The 17,411-nt window shown below is 74.5% G+C and carries 20 protein-coding genes; 13 read left to right on the forward strand and 7 right to left on the reverse strand.

Going from position 1 to position 17,411, the window contains the following annotated elements; all coding sequences use genetic code 11:
• The 3 genes from NR072_RS02645 to secA all read left to right on the forward strand — a co-directional run.
• Window positions 1-215 (forward strand): phosphoribosyltransferase family protein (locus tag NR072_RS02645; RefSeq protein WP_256836038.1); only part of this gene is annotated, 215 nt, incomplete at its 5' end.
• Window positions 216-364: 149 nt separating this feature from the next.
• The gene (gene hpf, locus NR072_RS02650; protein WP_225348557.1) at window positions 365-1,042 is read left to right on the forward strand and encodes a ribosome hibernation-promoting factor, HPF/YfiA family; all 678 of its coding nucleotides are present in this window, start codon (window positions 365-367) and stop codon (window positions 1,040-1,042) included.
• 174 nt (window positions 1,043-1,216) lie between these two features.
• Complete coding sequence (gene secA, locus NR072_RS02655) at window positions 1,217-3,952, forward strand: preprotein translocase subunit SecA (protein ID WP_225348556.1); 2,736 nt, start codon at window positions 1,217-1,219, stop codon at window positions 3,950-3,952.
• Between the two features lie 87 nt (window positions 3,953-4,039).
• Here secA and NR072_RS02660 read toward each other — a convergent pair whose 3' ends face one another.
• Both NR072_RS02660 and NR072_RS02665 read right to left on the reverse strand, forming a co-directional pair.
• Window positions 4,040-4,552 (reverse strand): Rv3235 family protein, encoded by a 513-nt coding sequence (locus NR072_RS02660; RefSeq protein WP_049147321.1) that lies wholly within the window; start codon window positions 4,550-4,552, stop codon window positions 4,040-4,042.
• Between the two features lie 50 nt (window positions 4,553-4,602).
• Window positions 4,603-5,355, reverse strand: a complete 753-nt coding sequence (locus NR072_RS02665; protein ID WP_044659782.1) for a LysM peptidoglycan-binding domain-containing protein — start codon at window positions 5,353-5,355, stop codon at window positions 4,603-4,605.
• 156 nt (window positions 5,356-5,511) lie between these two features.
• Between NR072_RS02665 and NR072_RS02670 the strand changes: the two genes are divergently transcribed.
• Window positions 5,512-6,069, forward strand: coding sequence for a hypothetical protein (locus NR072_RS02670; protein ID WP_036383497.1), 558 nt, complete (start codon window positions 5,512-5,514; stop codon window positions 6,067-6,069).
• Window positions 6,070-6,084: 15 nt separating this feature from the next.
• Here the strand turns inward: NR072_RS02670 and NR072_RS02675 are convergent, their stop codons facing one another.
• Window positions 6,085-6,309, reverse strand: coding sequence for a helix-turn-helix domain-containing protein (locus NR072_RS02675; RefSeq protein WP_036383499.1), 225 nt, complete (start codon window positions 6,307-6,309; stop codon window positions 6,085-6,087).
• A gap of 225 nt (window positions 6,310-6,534) precedes the next feature.
• Here NR072_RS02675 and NR072_RS02680 point away from each other — a divergent pair, with 225 nt between their 5' ends.
• From NR072_RS02680 to NR072_RS02690, 3 genes are read left to right on the forward strand one after another with little or no spacing between them, the layout of a single operon-like run.
• Window positions 6,535-7,182, forward strand: a complete 648-nt coding sequence (locus NR072_RS02680) for an SAF domain-containing protein (protein WP_060973787.1) — start codon at window positions 6,535-6,537, stop codon at window positions 7,180-7,182.
• Between the two features lie 2 nt (window positions 7,183-7,184).
• Complete coding sequence (locus NR072_RS02685) at window positions 7,185-8,768, forward strand: tyrosine-protein kinase family protein (protein WP_095694736.1); 1,584 nt, start codon at window positions 7,185-7,187, stop codon at window positions 8,766-8,768.
• Window positions 8,738-10,246: a sensor histidine kinase gene (locus tag NR072_RS02690; protein ID WP_036316015.1), complete on the forward strand. Its 1,509-nt coding sequence runs from the start codon at window positions 8,738-8,740 to the stop codon at window positions 10,244-10,246. The genes NR072_RS02685 and NR072_RS02690 overlap by 31 nt, the downstream gene beginning before the upstream one ends.
• A gap of 62 nt (window positions 10,247-10,308) precedes the next feature.
• On the opposite strand, the gene NR072_RS02695 is transcribed toward NR072_RS02690, so the two are convergent.
• Window positions 10,309-10,557 (reverse strand): WhiB family transcriptional regulator, encoded by a 249-nt coding sequence (locus tag NR072_RS02695; RefSeq protein WP_002854852.1) that lies wholly within the window; start codon window positions 10,555-10,557, stop codon window positions 10,309-10,311.
• A 367-nt stretch (window positions 10,558-10,924) separates the two neighbouring features.
• On the opposite strand from NR072_RS02695, the gene NR072_RS02700 reads away from it, so the two are divergent.
• Complete coding sequence (locus NR072_RS02700; RefSeq protein WP_036383505.1) at window positions 10,925-11,401, forward strand: hypothetical protein; 477 nt, start codon at window positions 10,925-10,927, stop codon at window positions 11,399-11,401.
• A 68-nt stretch (window positions 11,402-11,469) separates the two neighbouring features.
• Here the strand turns inward: NR072_RS02700 and NR072_RS02705 are convergent, their stop codons facing one another.
• Window positions 11,470-11,841: a DUF1844 domain-containing protein gene (locus NR072_RS02705; RefSeq protein WP_036313345.1), complete on the reverse strand. Its 372-nt coding sequence runs from the start codon at window positions 11,839-11,841 to the stop codon at window positions 11,470-11,472.
• A gap of 70 nt (window positions 11,842-11,911) precedes the next feature.
• On the opposite strand from NR072_RS02705, the gene infC reads away from it, so the two are divergent.
• From infC to NR072_RS02725, 4 genes are all read left to right on the forward strand, one after another.
• Window positions 11,912-13,177, forward strand: a complete 1,266-nt coding sequence (gene infC / locus NR072_RS02710) for a translation initiation factor IF-3 (RefSeq protein WP_081374426.1) — start codon at window positions 11,912-11,914, stop codon at window positions 13,175-13,177.
• A 104-nt stretch (window positions 13,178-13,281) separates the two neighbouring features.
• The gene (gene rpmI, locus NR072_RS02715; RefSeq protein ID WP_002853699.1) at window positions 13,282-13,476 is read left to right on the forward strand and encodes a 50S ribosomal protein L35; all 195 of its coding nucleotides are present in this window, start codon (window positions 13,282-13,284) and stop codon (window positions 13,474-13,476) included.
• Between the two features lie 89 nt (window positions 13,477-13,565).
• On the forward strand, window positions 13,566-13,952 hold the full coding sequence (gene rplT, locus NR072_RS02720; protein WP_041105250.1) for a 50S ribosomal protein L20: 387 nt from the start codon (window positions 13,566-13,568) through the stop codon (window positions 13,950-13,952).
• 138 nt (window positions 13,953-14,090) lie between these two features.
• Window positions 14,091-14,987 carry an RNA methyltransferase gene (locus NR072_RS02725; RefSeq protein ID WP_041104199.1) on the forward strand — a complete coding sequence of 299 codons (897 nt, stop codon included), beginning with the start codon at window positions 14,091-14,093 and terminating at the stop codon, window positions 14,985-14,987.
• An 88-nt stretch (window positions 14,988-15,075) separates the two neighbouring features.
• Here the strand turns inward: NR072_RS02725 and NR072_RS02730 are convergent, their stop codons facing one another.
• Complete coding sequence (locus tag NR072_RS02730) at window positions 15,076-15,348, reverse strand: GlsB/YeaQ/YmgE family stress response membrane protein (protein WP_036315639.1); 273 nt, start codon at window positions 15,346-15,348, stop codon at window positions 15,076-15,078.
• A gap of 141 nt (window positions 15,349-15,489) precedes the next feature.
• Window positions 15,490-16,812 carry an MFS transporter gene (locus tag NR072_RS02735; protein WP_044659789.1) on the reverse strand — a complete coding sequence of 441 codons (1,323 nt, stop codon included), beginning with the start codon at window positions 16,810-16,812 and terminating at the stop codon, window positions 15,490-15,492.
• Between the two features lie 56 nt (window positions 16,813-16,868).
• Between NR072_RS02735 and NR072_RS02740 the strand changes: the two genes are divergently transcribed.
• A complete protein-coding gene (locus tag NR072_RS02740; RefSeq protein ID WP_041104197.1) occupies window positions 16,869-17,381 on the forward strand; it encodes a (deoxy)nucleoside triphosphate pyrophosphohydrolase in 513 nt (170 codons plus the stop codon).
• The last annotated feature ends 30 nt before the right edge of the window (window positions 17,382-17,411 follow it).

Here is a 17,411-nt window from a genome sequence, read left to right on the forward strand (position 1 = left end):
CCCGGGACTGGCGCGTCGTCGCCGGGCGGCTGCCGGCCGGCGCGCCCGTCCTGCTCGTGGACGACGTCCTCACCACCGGCGCCACCCTCGCCGCGCTCGCGGAGGCGGTGCGCCGCGCCGGCGGGCACCCCGTCGGGGCCGTCGTGCTCGCGGCCGTGGCCCCGCCGCGGGACCCCGCCGAGCCTGGCCCCCGGCCACGCCCCCGGGTAGGGTGAACGGCACGGAATCGCCCCTACGGTTCCCGTCCTGCCGACGGCTGGAAGGAGGTCGCACCCTCGGACCCGCCGCCGCCCTGCGGACGCGACACCGAGGCGCACCTCCCCTCCCGAGGCCGGACCCGTGAGAGTCGGACCAGGAGGACGCCATGACCATGGATGTCAGCTACATCGCCCGCAACATCAGCCTCTCGGAGAGCTTCCGCGACCACGTCGTCGAGCGCACCGAGCGCCTCCAGCCGCTCGCCGAGGGCGCCGACACGCTCGAGGTCCGCGTGACGAAGTCCTCCCACCACAAGCACTCGGACGAGACGGTTCGCGTGGAACTGACGGTCCGCGGCCCGCGGGACGTCGTGCGGGCCGAGGCCGACGCGGACGACAAGCTGGTCGCCTTCGACCAGGCCGCCACCCGACTGGCCGAGCGCCTGCGGCGCATGCGCGACCGCCGCAAGGACCGCCGTCACGGCAAGCTCGGCGCCTCCCGCGGTGCGGGCGAGGTCGGATTCGTGCCGCCGCTGCCGCCGTCGGGTGCCGCGCTGGCCGCGGAGGAGGCCGCCGAGCAGGACGCCCCCGAGGTGGGCACCCCGGTGCGCATCCGCCAGAAGGCGTTCCCCGCGACCCCCATGAGCGTGGACGAGGCCGTGGACGCGATGGAGCTGGTGGGTCATGACTTCTTCCTCTTCCAGAACGCCGAGACCGGCGTGCCCTCCGTGGTCTACCGCCGCCGGGGCTGGAGCTACGGCGTGATCCGCCTGGACGAGTCCCTCCCGCAGGATCACGTCTCCGCCTCCGAGGGGGAGCGGGCCTACCAGGCGCGGGAGGACTGACCGCCCCGCCGACGTCGACCACGACCTGCTGACGCCGCGGCGCCCGTCCCCTCCGGGACGGGCGCCGCGGCCCGTCCGGACTCGGCCCGTACACTGTCCCGGAGACCGCGCCACGGCCGAGCGCGAGGGGCATCCCGTCCCGCCCCGGCCACACCGCAAGGGAGCAGAGAACCAGTGCCTTCGATCATCGACCGCGTCCTGAAGATCTCGGACCACCGCGTCCTCAAGCGCATGCAGGCCACGGTGGACGCCGTGAACCTCCTCGAGGACGACTTCCGGGCGCTCAGCGATGCGGAGCTGCGTGCCGAGACGGACGCGCTCCGGGCCCGGCATGCGGACGGCGAGTCGTTGGACCTGCTCCTGCCGGAGGCGTTCGCCGCGGTCCGGGAGGCCGCGGGACGCACGCTCGGCCAGCGGCACTACGACGTCCAGCTGCTCGGCGGCATCGCGTTGCACCAGGGCAACATCGCGGAGATGAAGACCGGCGAGGGCAAGACCCTCGTGGCCACCGCCCCGGCCTACCTCAACGCGCTGTCCGGCAGGGGCGTGCACGTGGTGACGGTCAACGACTTCCTCGCCTCCTACCAGGCCGACCTCATGGGCCGCGTGTTCCGCTTCCTCGGCATGCAGACGGGCGTCATCGTGGCGGGCCAGACCCCGGCCGTACGGCGCGAGCAGTACGCCGCGGACATCACCTACGGCACGAACAACGAGTTCGGCTTCGACTTCCTCCGGGACAACATGGCGTGGTCCCTCGACGAGCTCGTGCAGCGTGAGCACCACTACGCGATCGTCGACGAGGTGGACTCGATCCTCATCGACGAGGCCCGCACCCCGCTGATCATCTCCGGCCCCGCCCAGGGCGAGGCCAACCGGTGGTACGGCGAGTTCGCCCGGCTGGTGCGCCGCCTCGAGGCGGACACGGACTACGAGGTGGACCACAAGAAGCGCACCGTCGGCATCCTCGGCCCCGGCATCGAGAAGGTCGAGGACCACCTCGGCATCACGAACCTGTACGAGACGCAGAACACCACGCTCATCCAGTTCCTGAACAACGCGGTCAAGGCCAAGGAGCTGTTCAAGCGGGACAAGGACTACGTGGTCCTCGACGGCGAGGTGCAGATCGTCGACGAGCACACGGGCCGCGTGCTCAAGGGACGCCGCTACAACGAGGGGCTCCACCAGGCCATCGAGGCCAAGGAGGGCGTGGAGGTCAAGCCCGAGAACCAGACGCTGGCCACGGTGACCCTGCAGAACTACTTCCGCGGCTACGAGAAGCTCGCCGGCATGACGGGCACCGCCGAGACGGAGGCCGCCGAGTTCACGTCGACCTACGGCCTCGGCGTCGTCGTGATCCCGCCGAACCGGGAGCGACAGCGCGTGGACCGCAACGACGTGGTGTACAAGAACGAGAAGGTCAAGTTCGACGCCGTCGTCGACGACATCGCCGAGCGGCACGCGAAGGGCCAGCCGGTCCTGGTGGGCACCACCTCGGTGGAGAAGTCCGAGTACCTCTCCACGCTGCTGGCCAAGCGCGGCGTCCGCCACGAGGTCCTGAACGCGAAGAACCACGCCCGCGAGGCCGCCATCGTGGCGCAGGCGGGCCGCCCGGGCGCCGTCACCGTGGCCACCAACATGGCCGGCCGCGGCACCGACATCATGCTCGGCGGCAACGCCGAGTTCACGGCGGTGGCCCGCATGCAGGAACTGGGCCTCGACGCCGCCGAGGACCCGGAGGCGTACGAGGCCCGCTGGCCCGAGGTGCTGGCGGAGGCCGAGGCCGCCGTGGAGGACGCGCACCGCGCGGTCATCGAGGCCGGCGGCCTGTACGTGGTGGGCACGGAGCGCCACGACTCGCGCCGTATCGACAACCAGTTGCGCGGTCGTTCCGGCCGTCAGGGCGACCCGGGCGAGTCCCGGTTCTACCTCTCCCTCACGGACGAGCTCATGCGCAACTTCAACCCGGGCGTGGCCCAGCGGATCATGAACAGCCCGTCGATCCCGGACGACATGGCGCTCGAGTTCGGCTTCGTCTCGAAGGCGATCCAGAACGCGCAGGCGCAGGTCGAGGGGCGCAACGCCGAGCAGCGCAAGAACGTGCTCCAGTACGACGACGTGATGAACCGCCAGCGCGAGGCCATCTACACGGACCGCCGTTCCATCCTCGAGGGGGAGGACCTGCAGGACCGGGTGCGCCGCTTCGTGGAGGACGCCGTCGGGAACATCGTGGACGCGGCCACCGAGGAGGGCCACGCCACCGACTGGGACCTCGACCAGCTGTGGCGGGACCTGGCAGAGCTCTACCCCGTGGGCATCTCGCAGGAGGACGTCCTCGACGAGGTCGGCGGCCGGGGCCGGCTCAAGGCCGAGGTCCTCAAGCGCGAACTCGTCTCCGATGCGCTCCTGGCGTACGAGGACCGGGAGGCGCAGGTGGGGTCCGAGGCGCTGCGGGAGGCGGAGCGTCGCGTGGTGCTCGCCACCATCGGACGCCGCTGGCAGGAGCATCTCTACGAGATGGACTACCTCAAGGAGGGCATCGGGCTGCGCGCGATGGCCCAGCGCGAGCCCCTCGTGGAGTACCAGCGCGAGGGCTACACGATGTTCCAGAACATGCTCGCCGCCATCCGCGAGGACGCCGTGCGCACGCTGTTCCAGGCGCAGATCAGTGCGGCCCCCGCGCCGACGTCTCTGCCCGGCGTCAAGGACGCCCGCGCTGTGACGATGGCACCGCAGATCTCCGTGGAGGGTATCGACGCCCCGCAGCAGCCGGCGCAGCTGCGTTTCACCGGTCCGTCCGAGGACGGGCAGAGCGCGGTCACCCGCAGTGGCACGGACTCCGGCGCCACGGTCGCGGCGGGCACGAACCGCCGCTCCCGCCGTCAGGCGGAGCGCCGCGGCCGCCGCGGCTGACCGGCATCCCGCCATGACGCAGCACGAGGGCCCGCAGACCGCCAGGTCTCCGGGCCCTCGATCGTCAGTCCGACGGGGCGATCCGGCTCAGCCGATCTCGACCGACGTCACCTTCCACCGGCTGAGCCGCCGCTCGAGTCGGAGCGCGAAGGCCCGGGCCCGGCCCTCCCACAGCACCGTCGCGCTGGCCTCCACCCGGCCGGGCGCGACCTCGCACACGCGGGCACCCACCGGGCGGGGTGCGGACGCGGGCGTCCGGGGCGGGACGGCCGCGGAGGGCCGTCGACCGGGCCCGGTCGGCGCGACGGCGCCCAGCAGCTCCATGCGACGGGTCAACTTGTCCAGGACCTCGGGCGAGAGCCAGGCGGAGAGGTCCCGCAGGGCACGGCGGCCCGTCTCGACCTCGACGCAGGCGACGGCGATCACGGCGGCGAGCGAGCGGACGCGACGCAGCTCCTCGCGCCCCTGTTCGGTGCGGGCGCGCCGGGCGATCTCCTCACCGCGGGGCAGGACTGCGGGGCTGTGGGCGGGCCCGTGGAGGAGGGTGTCGGCGGTGCGCCGGTCGGACGCGGCGCGGGGGCGGGTGGCGAGGGTGGTCATGGCGGTCTCCTGAGGACGAGGTGAAGCGGGGGAGTGCAGGGTCGTGGATGTCATGGCCGTGGTCCGTCCACGCCGGCGTGCGGGGTGAACACGGGGGAGGTCAGCACGGTGCCGGGCAGCAGCAGGTGCGGGTCGTCGCCGATCACCCGTCGGTTGGCCTCGTACCAGCGGCGCCAGCGGGCGTCGATCTCTCGGGGGGTCGCGTCCGGGCCGAGCTCGGCGGCGGCGAGGTGCCACAGGCAGTCGCCGCGCCGGACGGTGACGGTCGGGTGGTCCGGATCCGCACGGCCGGTGCCGGCGCCCGGTGGGGCCGGCGCCGGGGGCCGGGGCGTCCACGCGGCGTCCGGCGCCGGGGCCTCGACGCCGGTGGCGTGCGCAGGCACCGCAGCCACGGTCCAGGAGGCGTCCGGCACGGGATGAGCCGCGTCCGCCCACGCGGCCGGTGCCGCGAGCAGCTGGGCACCGACGACGGCGCCTGCCACGCGTCCGAGCAGGGCGGGAGTGAGGCTCCGGCCCAGGCGGGCCCAGGCCGGCCGACCCGCGCGGCGCCCCAGCGCGACGAGCGCCAGCCCGATCAGGCCCACCGCCCACCATGCGAGCAGTCCGAGCCCGGCGAGACCGGCACCGAGGCCCAGCACGCGGGTCAGTTCCGCCCCGGGCGCGCTGGTGCCCGTCTGCAGCAGCGCCGCGGCACAGGCGAGCAGACCGGGACCGGCCAGAAGCAGGACGGTGAGGCCGACGGCGTCCGCCGCGTCGACCGGACGGGTCGGGGCCGGGCCGGCCGGTGATGTCGAGCGCTCCATGGATTCCCCTCCTGTGCGTCCGTCCGGCCGGGATCCCGCGATCAGGCCGGTGATGATGATCACAGTGAACTGCACGGGCCGATTGGTGTCAAGAGTGATGTTTGATGATGTTTGATGACGACCGATGTCCGGCGCTGAGCCTCCTATGCTGAGCGCATGCGGTGGAACGGACTCTTCGACGACCTGGAGGCGCACTGGGCCGACCTCGGCTGGCAGGAGACGGTGGCCGAGGCCGCGGAGCTGACCCGAGCGGAGTGGATGGCGCTGTCCCTGGCCGACCGCCTGCGCGGAGCCCGAGGGCGGCAGGTCCGGCTCCACCTGGCCTGGGGCGAGGTCGTGGACGGCGTGGTGCACACGGTGGGCCAGGGCTGGGTCGGCGTGCACGTCGACGGTTCGGGGTCGGCGATCGTCGCGGTGGACTGCGTGGCGGCCGTGGAGGCCGACCTGACCCGGGCCGTGGCCGCGCCCGAGCTCGCCGCGGCCGGCTGGGGGACGGTGCTGCGCGGCATCGCGCGGACGCGCCAGCCGGTGGCGGTGACGGGACGCCTCGGCGCGGCGCTGGCGGAGGGCACCGTGGACCGGGTCGGCGGCGACCACCTCGACATCGCCCGCCACCCGCGGGACGAGGCCCGGCGGGCCGCGGCCGTCCGCGGGCGGCTCGTCATCCCGTTCGGGGCGCTGGGGACGGTCCGGACCGCGCTGCGCCCCGCCTGAGCAGACCGTGTGGGCTCAGCGGGCCTGCGCGTCCGTCTCGGTCCACTCCCGGACGCGGGCGCGCGTCACTTCCTTCTGACGCTCCACGTAGTCCTCGAGCCAGGACACCTCGATGCGCCACTGACCGCGGCCCCCGACCTGGATGGCCTGCAGCTCACCCGAGCGGACCAGGGCACGGGCGGCCTGACCGGAGATGTTCAGGGTCTCCGCGACGTCGGTCAGGGTGAGAAAGCGCTGCACGGTGCTCCTTCGGTCGAGGCGTCCAGGACGGTCGCGGGCGGCCCACGACGTCGACCCATTCAACCCCGGGAACACCCGGAGGCGACACTTTTCCACAGCGTACGCGGCGGATCCGGCGATCCACGGCCCCAGTGGTTACTCTGGGCGCAGCGCGGAGGGGCCGACACCGACGGGGTGCCGGGGCCGCGGCGGCCCGAGGGGCCGGTCCGAAGGGGGGAACATCCGGTGTCCACGACCATGTCCGCGTCCGCCGAGGGCGGCCGTCTGCGCCGGCCCCGCTGGCGGGATCCCCGGCTCCTCGTCGGTCTCGTGCTCGTCCTCGCCTCGATCGCCGGCGTCGTGGCGCTGGTCGCCTCCGCCCAGCAGACCGCCGCGTACTGGACAGCTGCGGAGGACCTGCCCCCGGGCACACCCATCGCGTCCGGGGACCTGCGCCCCGTGGAGGTGAACCTCAGCGAGGCCGGCGAGCGGTACCTCAGCGCCGATGCTCCGGCTCCCGAGGGGCGGATGGTCTCCGGGACGGTCCGGGCCGGTGAGCTGCTGCCGGCGGCGGCACTGGTGGACGCGGACCCGGACGGCCGTCGTCCCGTCGGGGTGGCCCTGGACGAGCCGCTCCCGTCCGGCGTGGGCGTGGGAGACCGCGTGGACGTCTGGGTGGCCATGCCGGCGGAGGGAGGCCGCGGCCATGCGGACCCGGCCCGGCTGGCCGAGGCGCTCGAGATCTCCGAGGTCGCGGCGGAGCAGAACGGCTTCGGCGGCTCGGGCACCACCCGGGTGCAGCTGCTGGCACCGGAGGAGACCCTGCCGCGCATCGTGGACGCGAAGGTCAAGGACGCGCGGGTCACCCTCGTGCCGGCCCACGGGGTGCGCTGACCGTGCGCATCGCCCTGGCCACCACCGTCCAGCCGGGCCTGGACCACATCGGCCCGCTCGAGCGGCACCAGACGGACATCACCGTGCTCCGCCGGGCCGAGGACCTCGCCGAGCTGCTCGCGATCGCCCGCTCCGGTCTCGTGGACGCGGTCCTCGTGGCCGGGGACACCGAGTCCCTCACCGCCGCCTTCCTGGAGGAGACGGCCCGGCTGCCCCGACCCGTGGGCGTGGCGGCGCTCAGCGAGGTTCGCACCGAGCGCCGTCGCCTCCGCAGCATGGGGGTGCCCTGCGTGCGCGCCGACGCCGACCCCGAGCAGATCGCGGCCGTCGTCGTGGAGTCCGCGAGCGCCGCCGCGGAGGGCCGCCGGCCGGAGACCTCGCACGGGGAGGACGCCGACCACGCCCGGGATCACGCCGAGGACCTCGACGACCTGCCGATCACCCTGGAGACGCTCGGCGCGGACGAGGTGCCCGGCCTCACGGACCCCTGGCGCGACGCCGACGAGCCCGACGACGCCGGGCCGGGTGCCGCCCCCGCCGCGGCCACGCCCGACGGCGGCCCCGCCACGGCGGACGAGGGAGCCGACCCCGCACCCTCTCCGGAGGAGGGCGAACCGACCGCACCCGCGCGGGAGTCCCTGGTGACCGTGGTGTGGGGTCCCACCGGCGCCCCGGGACGCACCACCGTCGCCGTGAACCTCGCCGCCGAGCACGCCGTGGCCGGCCGGAACACGCTGTTGATCGACCTGGACACGTACGGCCCCGCCGTCGGTGTGCACCTGGGGCTGACGGAGGAGTCGGCCGGCGTGGCGCGGGCCGTGCGGCGGGCCGACCACGGCCGGCTGGGCGCCGCCGACCTGGCGGCCGCGGGCGTCCGCGTCCGCGTCGCCGGCGCGGACCTGACGGTTCTGACGGGACTCACCCGCGTGGACCGGTGGCCGGAGCTGCGCCCCGCCGCCGTCACCGCGCTGATCGCGGCCGCCAGGGAACGGTGGGACCGCGTGGTCGTCGACGTCGGGTTCGGTCTCGAACAGGACGAGGAACTGTCCTTCGACGTGCCCGCCCCCCAGCGCAACGGTGCGACCCTGGCGGCGCTCGCCGCGGCCGACGAGGTCATCGCGGTCGGCGGGCCGGACGCCGTCGCGCTGCCCCGCCTGGTCCGCGGGGTCGAGGAGCTGGCGGAGGCGGCCCCGGCGGCACGGCTGCGCGTCGTGGTCAACCGGCTCCGGCCCGCCGCCGCCGGCGTCGCCCCGCGCGGGCAGGTCGAGGCCGTCTGGAACCGCTACGCCTCGCCGGCCACGCCGCTGGAGGCGTTCCTGCCGTGGGACCCGGCCGCCGCGGACCCCGCGCTGCTCGCCGGCCAGGTGCTCGCCGAGGCCGCTCCGAACAGCCCGCTGCGTCGCGCCCTCGCCACGCTGGCCGGTGTCCCCGCCCGCCCCGCCCGCCGCGGACGGCACCGCGCACGGCCCTCGCAGACCATCGCCGCCGCGTCCTCCGACGACGTCCGCGACGCCACGGACCCGGGCCGCCCGGCACGTCGCCGTACCCTGATCCCATGGTCAGTTCGCTCGCGCAGGACCCCCTGACGTCGCACCCGGACATCGGAGACGAGGACCGCGCCTGGCTGCAGCGGCTCGTGGGGGACTGGCAGCTCGTGGCAGACCTGGCGCTCGCGGACCTCGTGCTCTGGTGCCCCGTGCCCCGCCGCGACGAGGCCGGAGGGTTCGTCGCGCTCGCCCAGGTCCGGCCCTTCACCGCTCCCACCCTCTTCCACCGCGACATCGTGGGCTCGCGCGCCCGCGCGGACCTGCGGGCCGTCGTCGGGCAGACGTGGCATGGCGGGGAGCGGGCCGAGGGGGCCGGCCCCGTCGAGGCCCCGGGAGGCACGCTGCAGGTGCGTCTGTGGCCGGTGGTCCGCGCCGGGAGGGTCATCGCGGTCGTCTCCGCGCACGCGGACCCGAACGGCCGGCCGGCGCGCTCGGTGATCGAGGAGAACTACAGCCGGACGGCCAGCACCCTGCTGGACATGATGCAGCACGGCCGCTGGCCGGCGCCCGAGGAGCCCTCCGGCCTCTGGGCGGGCGGCACGCCGCGGGTGGGGGACGGCCTCGTCGTGCTCGGGCCGGACTCGGTCGCCGAGTTCACCAGTCCCAACGCGGTCTCCGCCCTGCGCCGGCTGGGCATCGCCTCGACCCTCGAGGGGCACCGGCTCACCGACGTGCTGGCCAGCACCGAGGCCGCCCGCGTTCCCACCGACGAGGGGACGTGGGCGGTGCTCACCGGCCTGCGTGCCGGACGGCGGGAGGTGCAGTCCGGCGGGGCGTCCCTCACGGTGCGCTCCGTCCCCCTGCTCGGTCCGGACGGCTGGCAGGGGGCGCTGCTGCTGCTGCGCGACGTGACCGAGCTGCGCCGCCAGGAGCAGCGTCTGCTCACCAAGGACGCGACCATCCGCGAGATCCACCACCGCGTCAAGAACAACCTGCAGACCGTGGGATCGCTGCTGCGCATGCAGGCGCGGCGCACGTCCTCGCCCGAGGCGGAGCGTGCGCTGCGTCAGGCGATGCAGCGGGTGGACACGATCGCCCTCGTCCACCAGACGCTGAGCGAGGAGATCGAGGACCAGGTCCCCGTGGACGGTCTGCTGCAGCGGCAGTTCCGCCTGGCCGTCGAGGTGGCCGGGGACGGGCGGCCGCTGCAGGTCGCGGTCACGGGTGAGTTCGGTGAACTGCCCTCCCACGTGACCACGCCGCTGGCGCTGGTGCTCAATGAGCTGGCGGCCAACGCCGTCGAGCACGGCACGGCGCCGGGCGGTGGCTGCGTGGGCCTGCACGCCGACCGCGAGTCGACCCCCGCGGGAACGGTGCTGGTCGTGTCCGTGACGGACGGCGGCCCCGCCGCCCCCGACGGATGGGTGCCGGGGGAGTCTCCCCGCGCGGGCGAGGGATCGGGGCTCGGCCTGCGCATCGTGCACTCGCTCGTGGAGGGGGACCTGCGCGGCACCCTGCGCTGGGAGCGGTCCGACGACGGCGGCACGCGCGTCGTGCTGCGACTGCCCCTGACGTGAACCCGGCCGGGCATGACGACGGCCCCGTCGACGAGGTCGACGGGGCCGGTGGTCCGGGTGGGTCAGGAGGCGCGGCGGGCGCGTGCCGCACGGCGCTTCATGGCGCGCCGCTCGTCCTCGCTCATGCCGCCCCAGACGCCCGAGTCCTGGCCGGACTCCATGGCCCACTTCAGGCACGTGTCCACGACCTCACACGAGCGGCACACCGCCTTGGCCTCCTCGATCTGCAGGAGGGCGGGGCCGGTGTTGCCCACGGGGAAGAACAGCTCCGGGTCCTTGTCCAGGCACGCTGCTTTACTGCGCCAATCCATCGGTCCGCTCACTTTCTGTCGGAAGAGCCGGAGCCCGCGGGCGCCGGTGGTCACGGCCTCCGCCGGCGGCGGGCGCGGGGGCCTGCGCGGACGACGCGCGGCACGACCGATACGGAGGGCGACCCTGGTCATTGCAACGGGGACCGCTTTCGTACGAACGCGGCCCCCGGAAATCTTTCGCGTGCCATCCTCGCACGGCCCTCACGAGTGAACAAGAGGTGAATGAGGTGCATCACCGCACCTCCCAGTGAGTCCTTGGTCACACCTGTGCCCGGGGCGGCGCGTCGCCGCGGACCTGGCCCGCGCACCGCCCGGCGTACGGTGGGGGACACGTCCGTCCCCGCAGCCGTCCCGCAGGAGAGGCCCCATGGCACAGTCCCGCCGCCCCGACCCCGTCGCTCCGTCCGAGTCGTCGGGCGCCGACGCGACGACGGTCCCGCCCCGCCCCGGCCGGGGCCTGCCGGTGGCCGTCCTCGTGGTCGCCGCGGCGCTCCTGGCCGAGGCGGGCGCGCTCCTCTGGCTCGCCGTGGACGCGGTGGTGCATGCGGCGGACGGGGTGCTCCCGGCCGGCGCCCGCGTGATGCTGATCGTCATCTACGCGCTGCTCGCCCTGTGGATCCTCGCGACCGCCGTCGCCCTGCTGCGCGGTCGGGCGTGGAGCCGCGGCGCCGCCGTCGCGATCCAGCTCTTCGGTGTGCTCCTGTCGTCATGGCTCTTCAGCGTGGACGCCGCCGCTCTGGGTGGGCCGCTGCTCGCGGTCTCCGGCGTCGCGCTGCTCACACTCTTCACGACGCCGGTCACCCGGCATCTCACCCCCGCCCCGGAGGCCTCGACGGACGCCTGAGCCCCGCCCCGACGACGACGGCGCGCCCCCGGTCGGGGGCGCGCCGTCGTCGTCATCGGGGGGCGTGGTCAGTTCACCGGGCCGGTGAACTTCTCGCCGGGGCCCTTGCCCGGGGCGTCCGGGAACGGGGAGGCCTCACGGAACGCCAGCTGCAGCGAGCGCAGGCCGTCGCGCAGCGGGCCGGCGTGCTGGCTGCCGATCTCGGGGGCCGCGGCCGTGACCAGCCCGGCGAGGGCCGTGATGAGCTTGCGGGCCTCGTCGAGATCGATGAGCTCGCGGGCGTCGGGGGAGTCGGCCAGGCCGCACTTGACGGCGGCGGCGGTCATCAGGTGCACGGCGGTGGTCGTGATGACCTCGACGGCGGGGACCTCGTGGATGTCGCGGATCTCGGCGGGGGCGTCCATGGGGGTGGCGTCCTGGGCCTGACGTTCGTCTGTCATGGTGGTAAGCTTCCCATAGACCACTCGTGGTCCGCGCACGTCCTCGTCATCCGGTGACCCCGGAGCAGGCGTGCACGGGCCAGGAGCAGCAAAGTGGAGGCCTCTCTCCCACCCGCGTCAGCAGGATGTCCGGTTCGCCCCGGGCCGAGTTGCCGGGTCGCCGGTCGGGACCGCCGCGTCGTGGCGCGCACCCCGCACCGAGGGTCCCGTCCGACGGGACCGTGTCGAGGCCTCCGTCTGCGTCCGCGCAGGGGAGGCCTTCCTCGTTTCCGAGGGTCCCTCCGGTGGGCGCGGGATCACCCGTCGTCTCGCACAGAGGAGTACCACCATCAGCGATCCCCGCATCAACGAGCGTATCCGCGTTCCGGAAGTCCGCCTGGTCGGCCCGAACGGCGAACAGGTCGGCATCGTCCGCGTCGAGGACGCCCTCCGGCTCGCCGCCGAGGCGGACCTGGATCTCGTGGAGGTGGCCCCCACGGCCAAGCCTCCGGTGTGCAAGCTGATGGATTTCGGCAAGTACAAGTACGAGGCCGCGGTGAAGGCCCGTGAGTCGCGCAAGAACCAGGTGAACACGGTCCTCAAGGAGGTCCGCTTCCGCCTGAAGATCGACAAGCACGACTACGAGACCAAGACCGGCCACGCCAAGAAGTTCCTGAGCCAGGGCGACAAGGTCAAGGCCATCATCCAGTTCCGCGGCCGTGAGCAGCAGCGTCCCGAGCTCGGCATCAAGCTGCTGCAGCAGTTCGCCGAGGACGTCGCCGAGCTGGGCACCGTCGAATCGCAGCCGCGCCAGGACGGCCGCAACATGGTGATGGTGGTCGGCCCGCTGCGCACCAAGGCCGATGCGCGCGCGGACCAGCGCAAGAACTCGGCCGAGAGCCACCGCGAGCGTCAGGGCGGCGGTTCGCGTCGCGACCAGGCCGCCCGCGAGGCCAAGGAGCGCGCCGCGCAGAAGGCGGCGTCCGACTCCGCCCCGGTGCGGAATTCGGTCGGGGACGCGTTCCCCGAGCAGCTGAAGGCCATGGCCGCCCGGACGCAGGAGAACGCCTCCGCGGCCCCGGCCGAGACGAAGCAGGCGCCGAAGACCCCGGCCCCGGCGGCTCCCCGCCCGGCCACGAAGCCGGCCTCCAGCGCCACGCCCGCATCGTCCCCGAAGCCGGCCGCGACGCCGAAGCCGCAGTCCTCGGCTGCGCCGGCTGCCACGCCGAAGCCGCGGTCCGCCGCCAAGCCGGCCGCGCCGTCGTCGGCTCCGAAGCCGGCGGCCAAGCCGATGCCGGCCCCGCCCAAGCCCGCCGCCCCCCGCGGCGGTGCCCCCAAGCCCGGTCCTCGGGCCTGACCCCCCGGGGTCGCCACAGACCAGCCCGGTCCGCACGGACCGGGGTGACCAGCACTGCCGCGCGCGCCGCGCACGGCAGCGATGAGTGAAGGAGAACGGCAGCCATGCCGAAGATGAAGACCCACAGCGGTGCCAAGAAGCGCTTCCGCGTGACCGGCTCCGGCAAGATCATGCGCCAGCAGGCGAACCGCCGCCACTACCTGGAGCACAAGTCCTCGCGCCTGACCCGCCGTCTCAAGGGCGACCAGCTCGTCTCCAAGGGCAGCATCAAGCAGATCAAGCGGATGCTCGGCATCTGACACCCCCTCCGGCCTCGCCGGAACCCCTTCCTCCTCGGCCGTGACGCGCCAGTGCGCGCCCCGGGGACCACACAGATTGGAGTACGCACGTGGCACGTGTGAAGCGGGCAGTGAACGCCCACAAGAAGCGTCGGACCATGCTGGAGCGCGCCTCCGGCTACCGCGGCCAGCGGTCTCGCCTGTACCGCAAGGCGAAGGAGCAGATGCTCCACTCGTTCACCTACAACTACCAGCACCGCCACAAGCGCAAGGGTGACTTCCGTCGCCTGTGGATCACCCGCATCAACGCGGCCGCCCGCGCCAACGGCATGACCTACAACCGCTTCATGCAGGGCCTCAAGCTGGCCGGCGTCGAGGTGGACCGCCGCATGCTGGCCGAGATCGCCGTCTCCGACGCCGCGACCTTCGCCGTGCTGGTGAAGACCGCCCGCGAGGCGCTGCCCGCGGACGTGAACGCCCCCGCCGTCTCCCGCTGAGCCGGCTCCGGGGCCCTGAGAGCCCCACCACCACGCCCCAGGCGTGAGCACCACCGCCGACGGGGCGGGTCCTCCACCGAGGCCCGCCCCGTCGGCGTCTGCGCACCCGCGCCCCGCCGAACCCGACCAGGAGAGCCCATGACCCCGCCCGCCGAGCCGCTGACCCACCCCCGCGCCGAGCGCGTCCGCGCCGTCGCCGCCCTGGCCGGCCGGCCCGCGCGACGCCGGACCGGCACGTTCCTGGTGGAGGGCCCGCAGGCGTGCCGCGAGGCGCTGCGCGCGCACCTGGGGGAGGGGCCGGCGGGCGCGGCGCGGCAGTGGCCGGCCGGTCGCGTCCTCACCCAGGTCTACGTCTCCGCCGGGCTCGCCGACCGGGACTCGGAGCTGGCGGCCCTCGTGGAGCGGGTGGCCGCCGACGGGCCCGACGGCGGCGAGCGGGTGTTCGTGCGGGAGGCCTCGGACGAGGTCCTGACGGCCATGGCGGACGCGGTGACGGGCCAGGGCGTCGTGGCCGTGGCCCGCGTCCCGGATCAGCCCGCCCTGGAGGACGCGTTCGACGGTGCGGCGCTGGCGGCCGTGCTGTGCCGCGTGCAGGACCCGGGCAACGCGGGGACGGTGCTGCGCGCGGCGGACGCCGCGGGCGCGGACGCGGTGGTGCTCACCGCCGGATCGGTGGACCCGTTCAATCCGAAGGTGGTCCGCTCCACCGCCGGGTCCCTGTTCCACCTGCCCGTGCTCGCGGGGGTGCAGGCGGAGGACGTGGCGGTGGCTGCCCGGGCGGCGGGTCTACAGGTGTGGGCCGCCGACGGCCACGGGTCCGATCGACTGGACGCCCTGTCCCCGGCGTCGCTGGGGGCGCGCACCGCCTGGCTGTTCGGCAATGAGGCCCAGGGCCTGGACGAGGCGGAGCTGGCCCTGGCGGAGCGCCGGGTGGCCGTGCCCCTCTACGGCGCCGCGGAGTCCCTGAACGTGGGCACGGCGGCCACGGTGTGCCTCTACGCCTCGGCGATGGCCTCGCCGACCACGCGGGACTGAACGCACACGCCAGAAGGGGCGGGGATCCGTGAGGATCCCCGCCCCTTCTGGGGTCGACCCGGCGGGTGCCGGGTCAGCCGATGTCAGCTCAGACGCGGGTGCCGCGGCGGCTGGTGATGGCCTGCCAGATGAAGGCCACGATGACGCCGCCGATCACAGACCAGATGAGCGTCTGCCAGCTGAACGCGTCGCCGAGCCCTTCCCCGCCGAGCAGGGTGGAGATCCAGCCACCGAGAACGGCACCCAGGAGGCCCGTGATGAGGGCACCCAGCCAGCCGGAGCCCTGTCGCCCCGGAAGAATCAGGCGAGCGATGGCACCGGCGATGAGGCCGATAATGATCCAAGCGATGATGGTGAACATGCTGATGTTCCTTTCGAGTTGCGGATGATGACGTACGGAAAGGAGCTTAGCCAAGCCGATTCCACCTGTGCCACCTCTGACGGCCCGCTACCCCTCGATCGCGAGGTCAGCCGCCCGTGGACCGAGCGCGCCGCACGCGATTCACACGGTGGCGGCGGAGGGGCCGTCGTGCGGGACGGCGCCGACGGCGGGGGTGCGTCGGACCAGCAGGAGCGCGAGGACGAGGCCGCCGAGGGCAATGGCGGCACCGATGAGCGGCGGGGTCCTCAGGGAGGCTCCGGCGCCGATCGCGGCCGCGCCGACCCAGGCCCCCATGGCGTTGGCCATGTTCAGTGCGGAGTGGTTCAGGGAGCCCGCCAACTGCGGCGCGGTGGGGGCGGAGTCCACCAGCAGCACCTGCAGGGACGGGGCGATCCCGGAGCCGCTGACGGCCACCAGGAAGAGGAAGACCACCATCACGGGCGCCCACTGCGCGGTCAGGCCGACGCCCAGAAGGAAGACGGCGCTGAGTGCGAAGCTCAGACGCAGCGTGCGCACCGGGTCGCGGTCCGTGAGGGCGCCGCCGACGAGCGTGCCGACGACCATGCCCACCCCGTAGAGGGCCAGGACGGCGGGCACCCACCGCTCATCGAGGCCGGACACCGTGGTCAGCAGGGGGGCGATGTAGGTGTAGAGGGCGAACATGCCGGCGAAGCCGAGGACGCCGACGGCCACCGTGGCCCACAGGCGCCCGGACGCCAGGCCGCGCAGCTCGCGGCGCACGGACGCCCCCTCGGGCGCCGGGACCGGCGGCACGAGCCATGCGGTGGCGGCCACGCACAGGGCCGCGCACGTCGCCACGATGACGAACATCCAGCGCCAGCCCGCGCTCTGGCCCAGGGCGGTGGCGGCCGGGACGCCGAGCACGTTGGCCACCGACAGGCCCGCCATCACCCATGCGACGGCCTGGCCACGGCGGGCGGGCCCGGCCAGGTCCGCGGCGGCCAGGGCGGCCGCCGAGAAGTAGGCCCCGTGGGGCAGGCCGCAGATGAAGCGGGCGGCCATCATGGTGGCCGCGTCCGGGGCGAGGAAGGCGGCCACGTGGCCCGCGAGGAAGAGCAGCATCAGCACGATGCTGGTGAGTCGTCGGTCCACCCGGGCGAAGGCGGCCGCCAGCAGCGGGGCGCCGACGACCACGCCGAGGGCGTACATCGAGATGAGCACGCCGCCGGCCTCCAGCCCGATGCCCAGGTCCGCCACGGCCTGGGGGAGCAGCCCCATGATCGCGAACTCCGTGGTGCCGATCGCGAAGCTGCCCAGGGCCAGCGCGAGGATGGCCGGCAGCAGACGCACGCGGCGGCCGCCCAGCAGCGCGCCGGGGCCCGTCGGCGCGGTCGGTGGGATGGACGGGTCCGGGCGCGTCGGACGCGGGGCGCGGGGGGAACGGTCGTGGGCGCCGTCGGCGGCGGGAGTGGGGGTGGGCACCGACCCAGCCTACGGACTCCGGTCTGCGGGGGCGGGGGCCTCGCTAGCCTGGGCTCATGACCTCCGCCACACCTGCTCGCCCCGTGCTCCCTGCCAGCCCGACGACGTCGCCCCGGGACGGTGCGCGACCGCGGCTGGTCGTGGGGCTCGCGCTGCTCGACGATGCGGCCGCGCCGACCCGCCTGCTGGCGGCCCGCCGCAGCGCGCCCGCCGCGCTGCGGGGACTCTGGGAGTTCCCCGGGGGCAAGGTCGAGCCGGGGGAGGGTGCCCAGGAGGCGCTGCTGCGGGAGTGTCGGGAGGAGCTCGGGGTCGCCGTGCGGCTCGGCCCCGAGGTGGCGGCGCCGGAGCCGGCCGGGTGGGAGCTGGCCAACGGCGCCCGGATGCGGGTGTTCTGGGGCGTCCTGGCGGAGGAGGGGGCGAGGCCCCGAGCCCTGCAGGACCACGATCTGCTGGCGTGGCTGCCGCTCGCCGGGCCGGGCGTGCGGCACCTGGACTGGATCCCGGCGGACCGGCCGATCGTGGCCGAGGTGCTCCGTGGCGCCGCCACGGCGTTCTCCGCGGGGCGCTGAGTCGACACGCGGCCGGCCGCGCCCCGCGGA

Source organism: Micrococcus sp. Mcc89, from assembly GCF_024519795.1.
Taxonomy (GTDB): Bacteria; Actinomycetota; Actinomycetes; order Actinomycetales; family Micrococcaceae; genus Micrococcus; species Micrococcus luteus.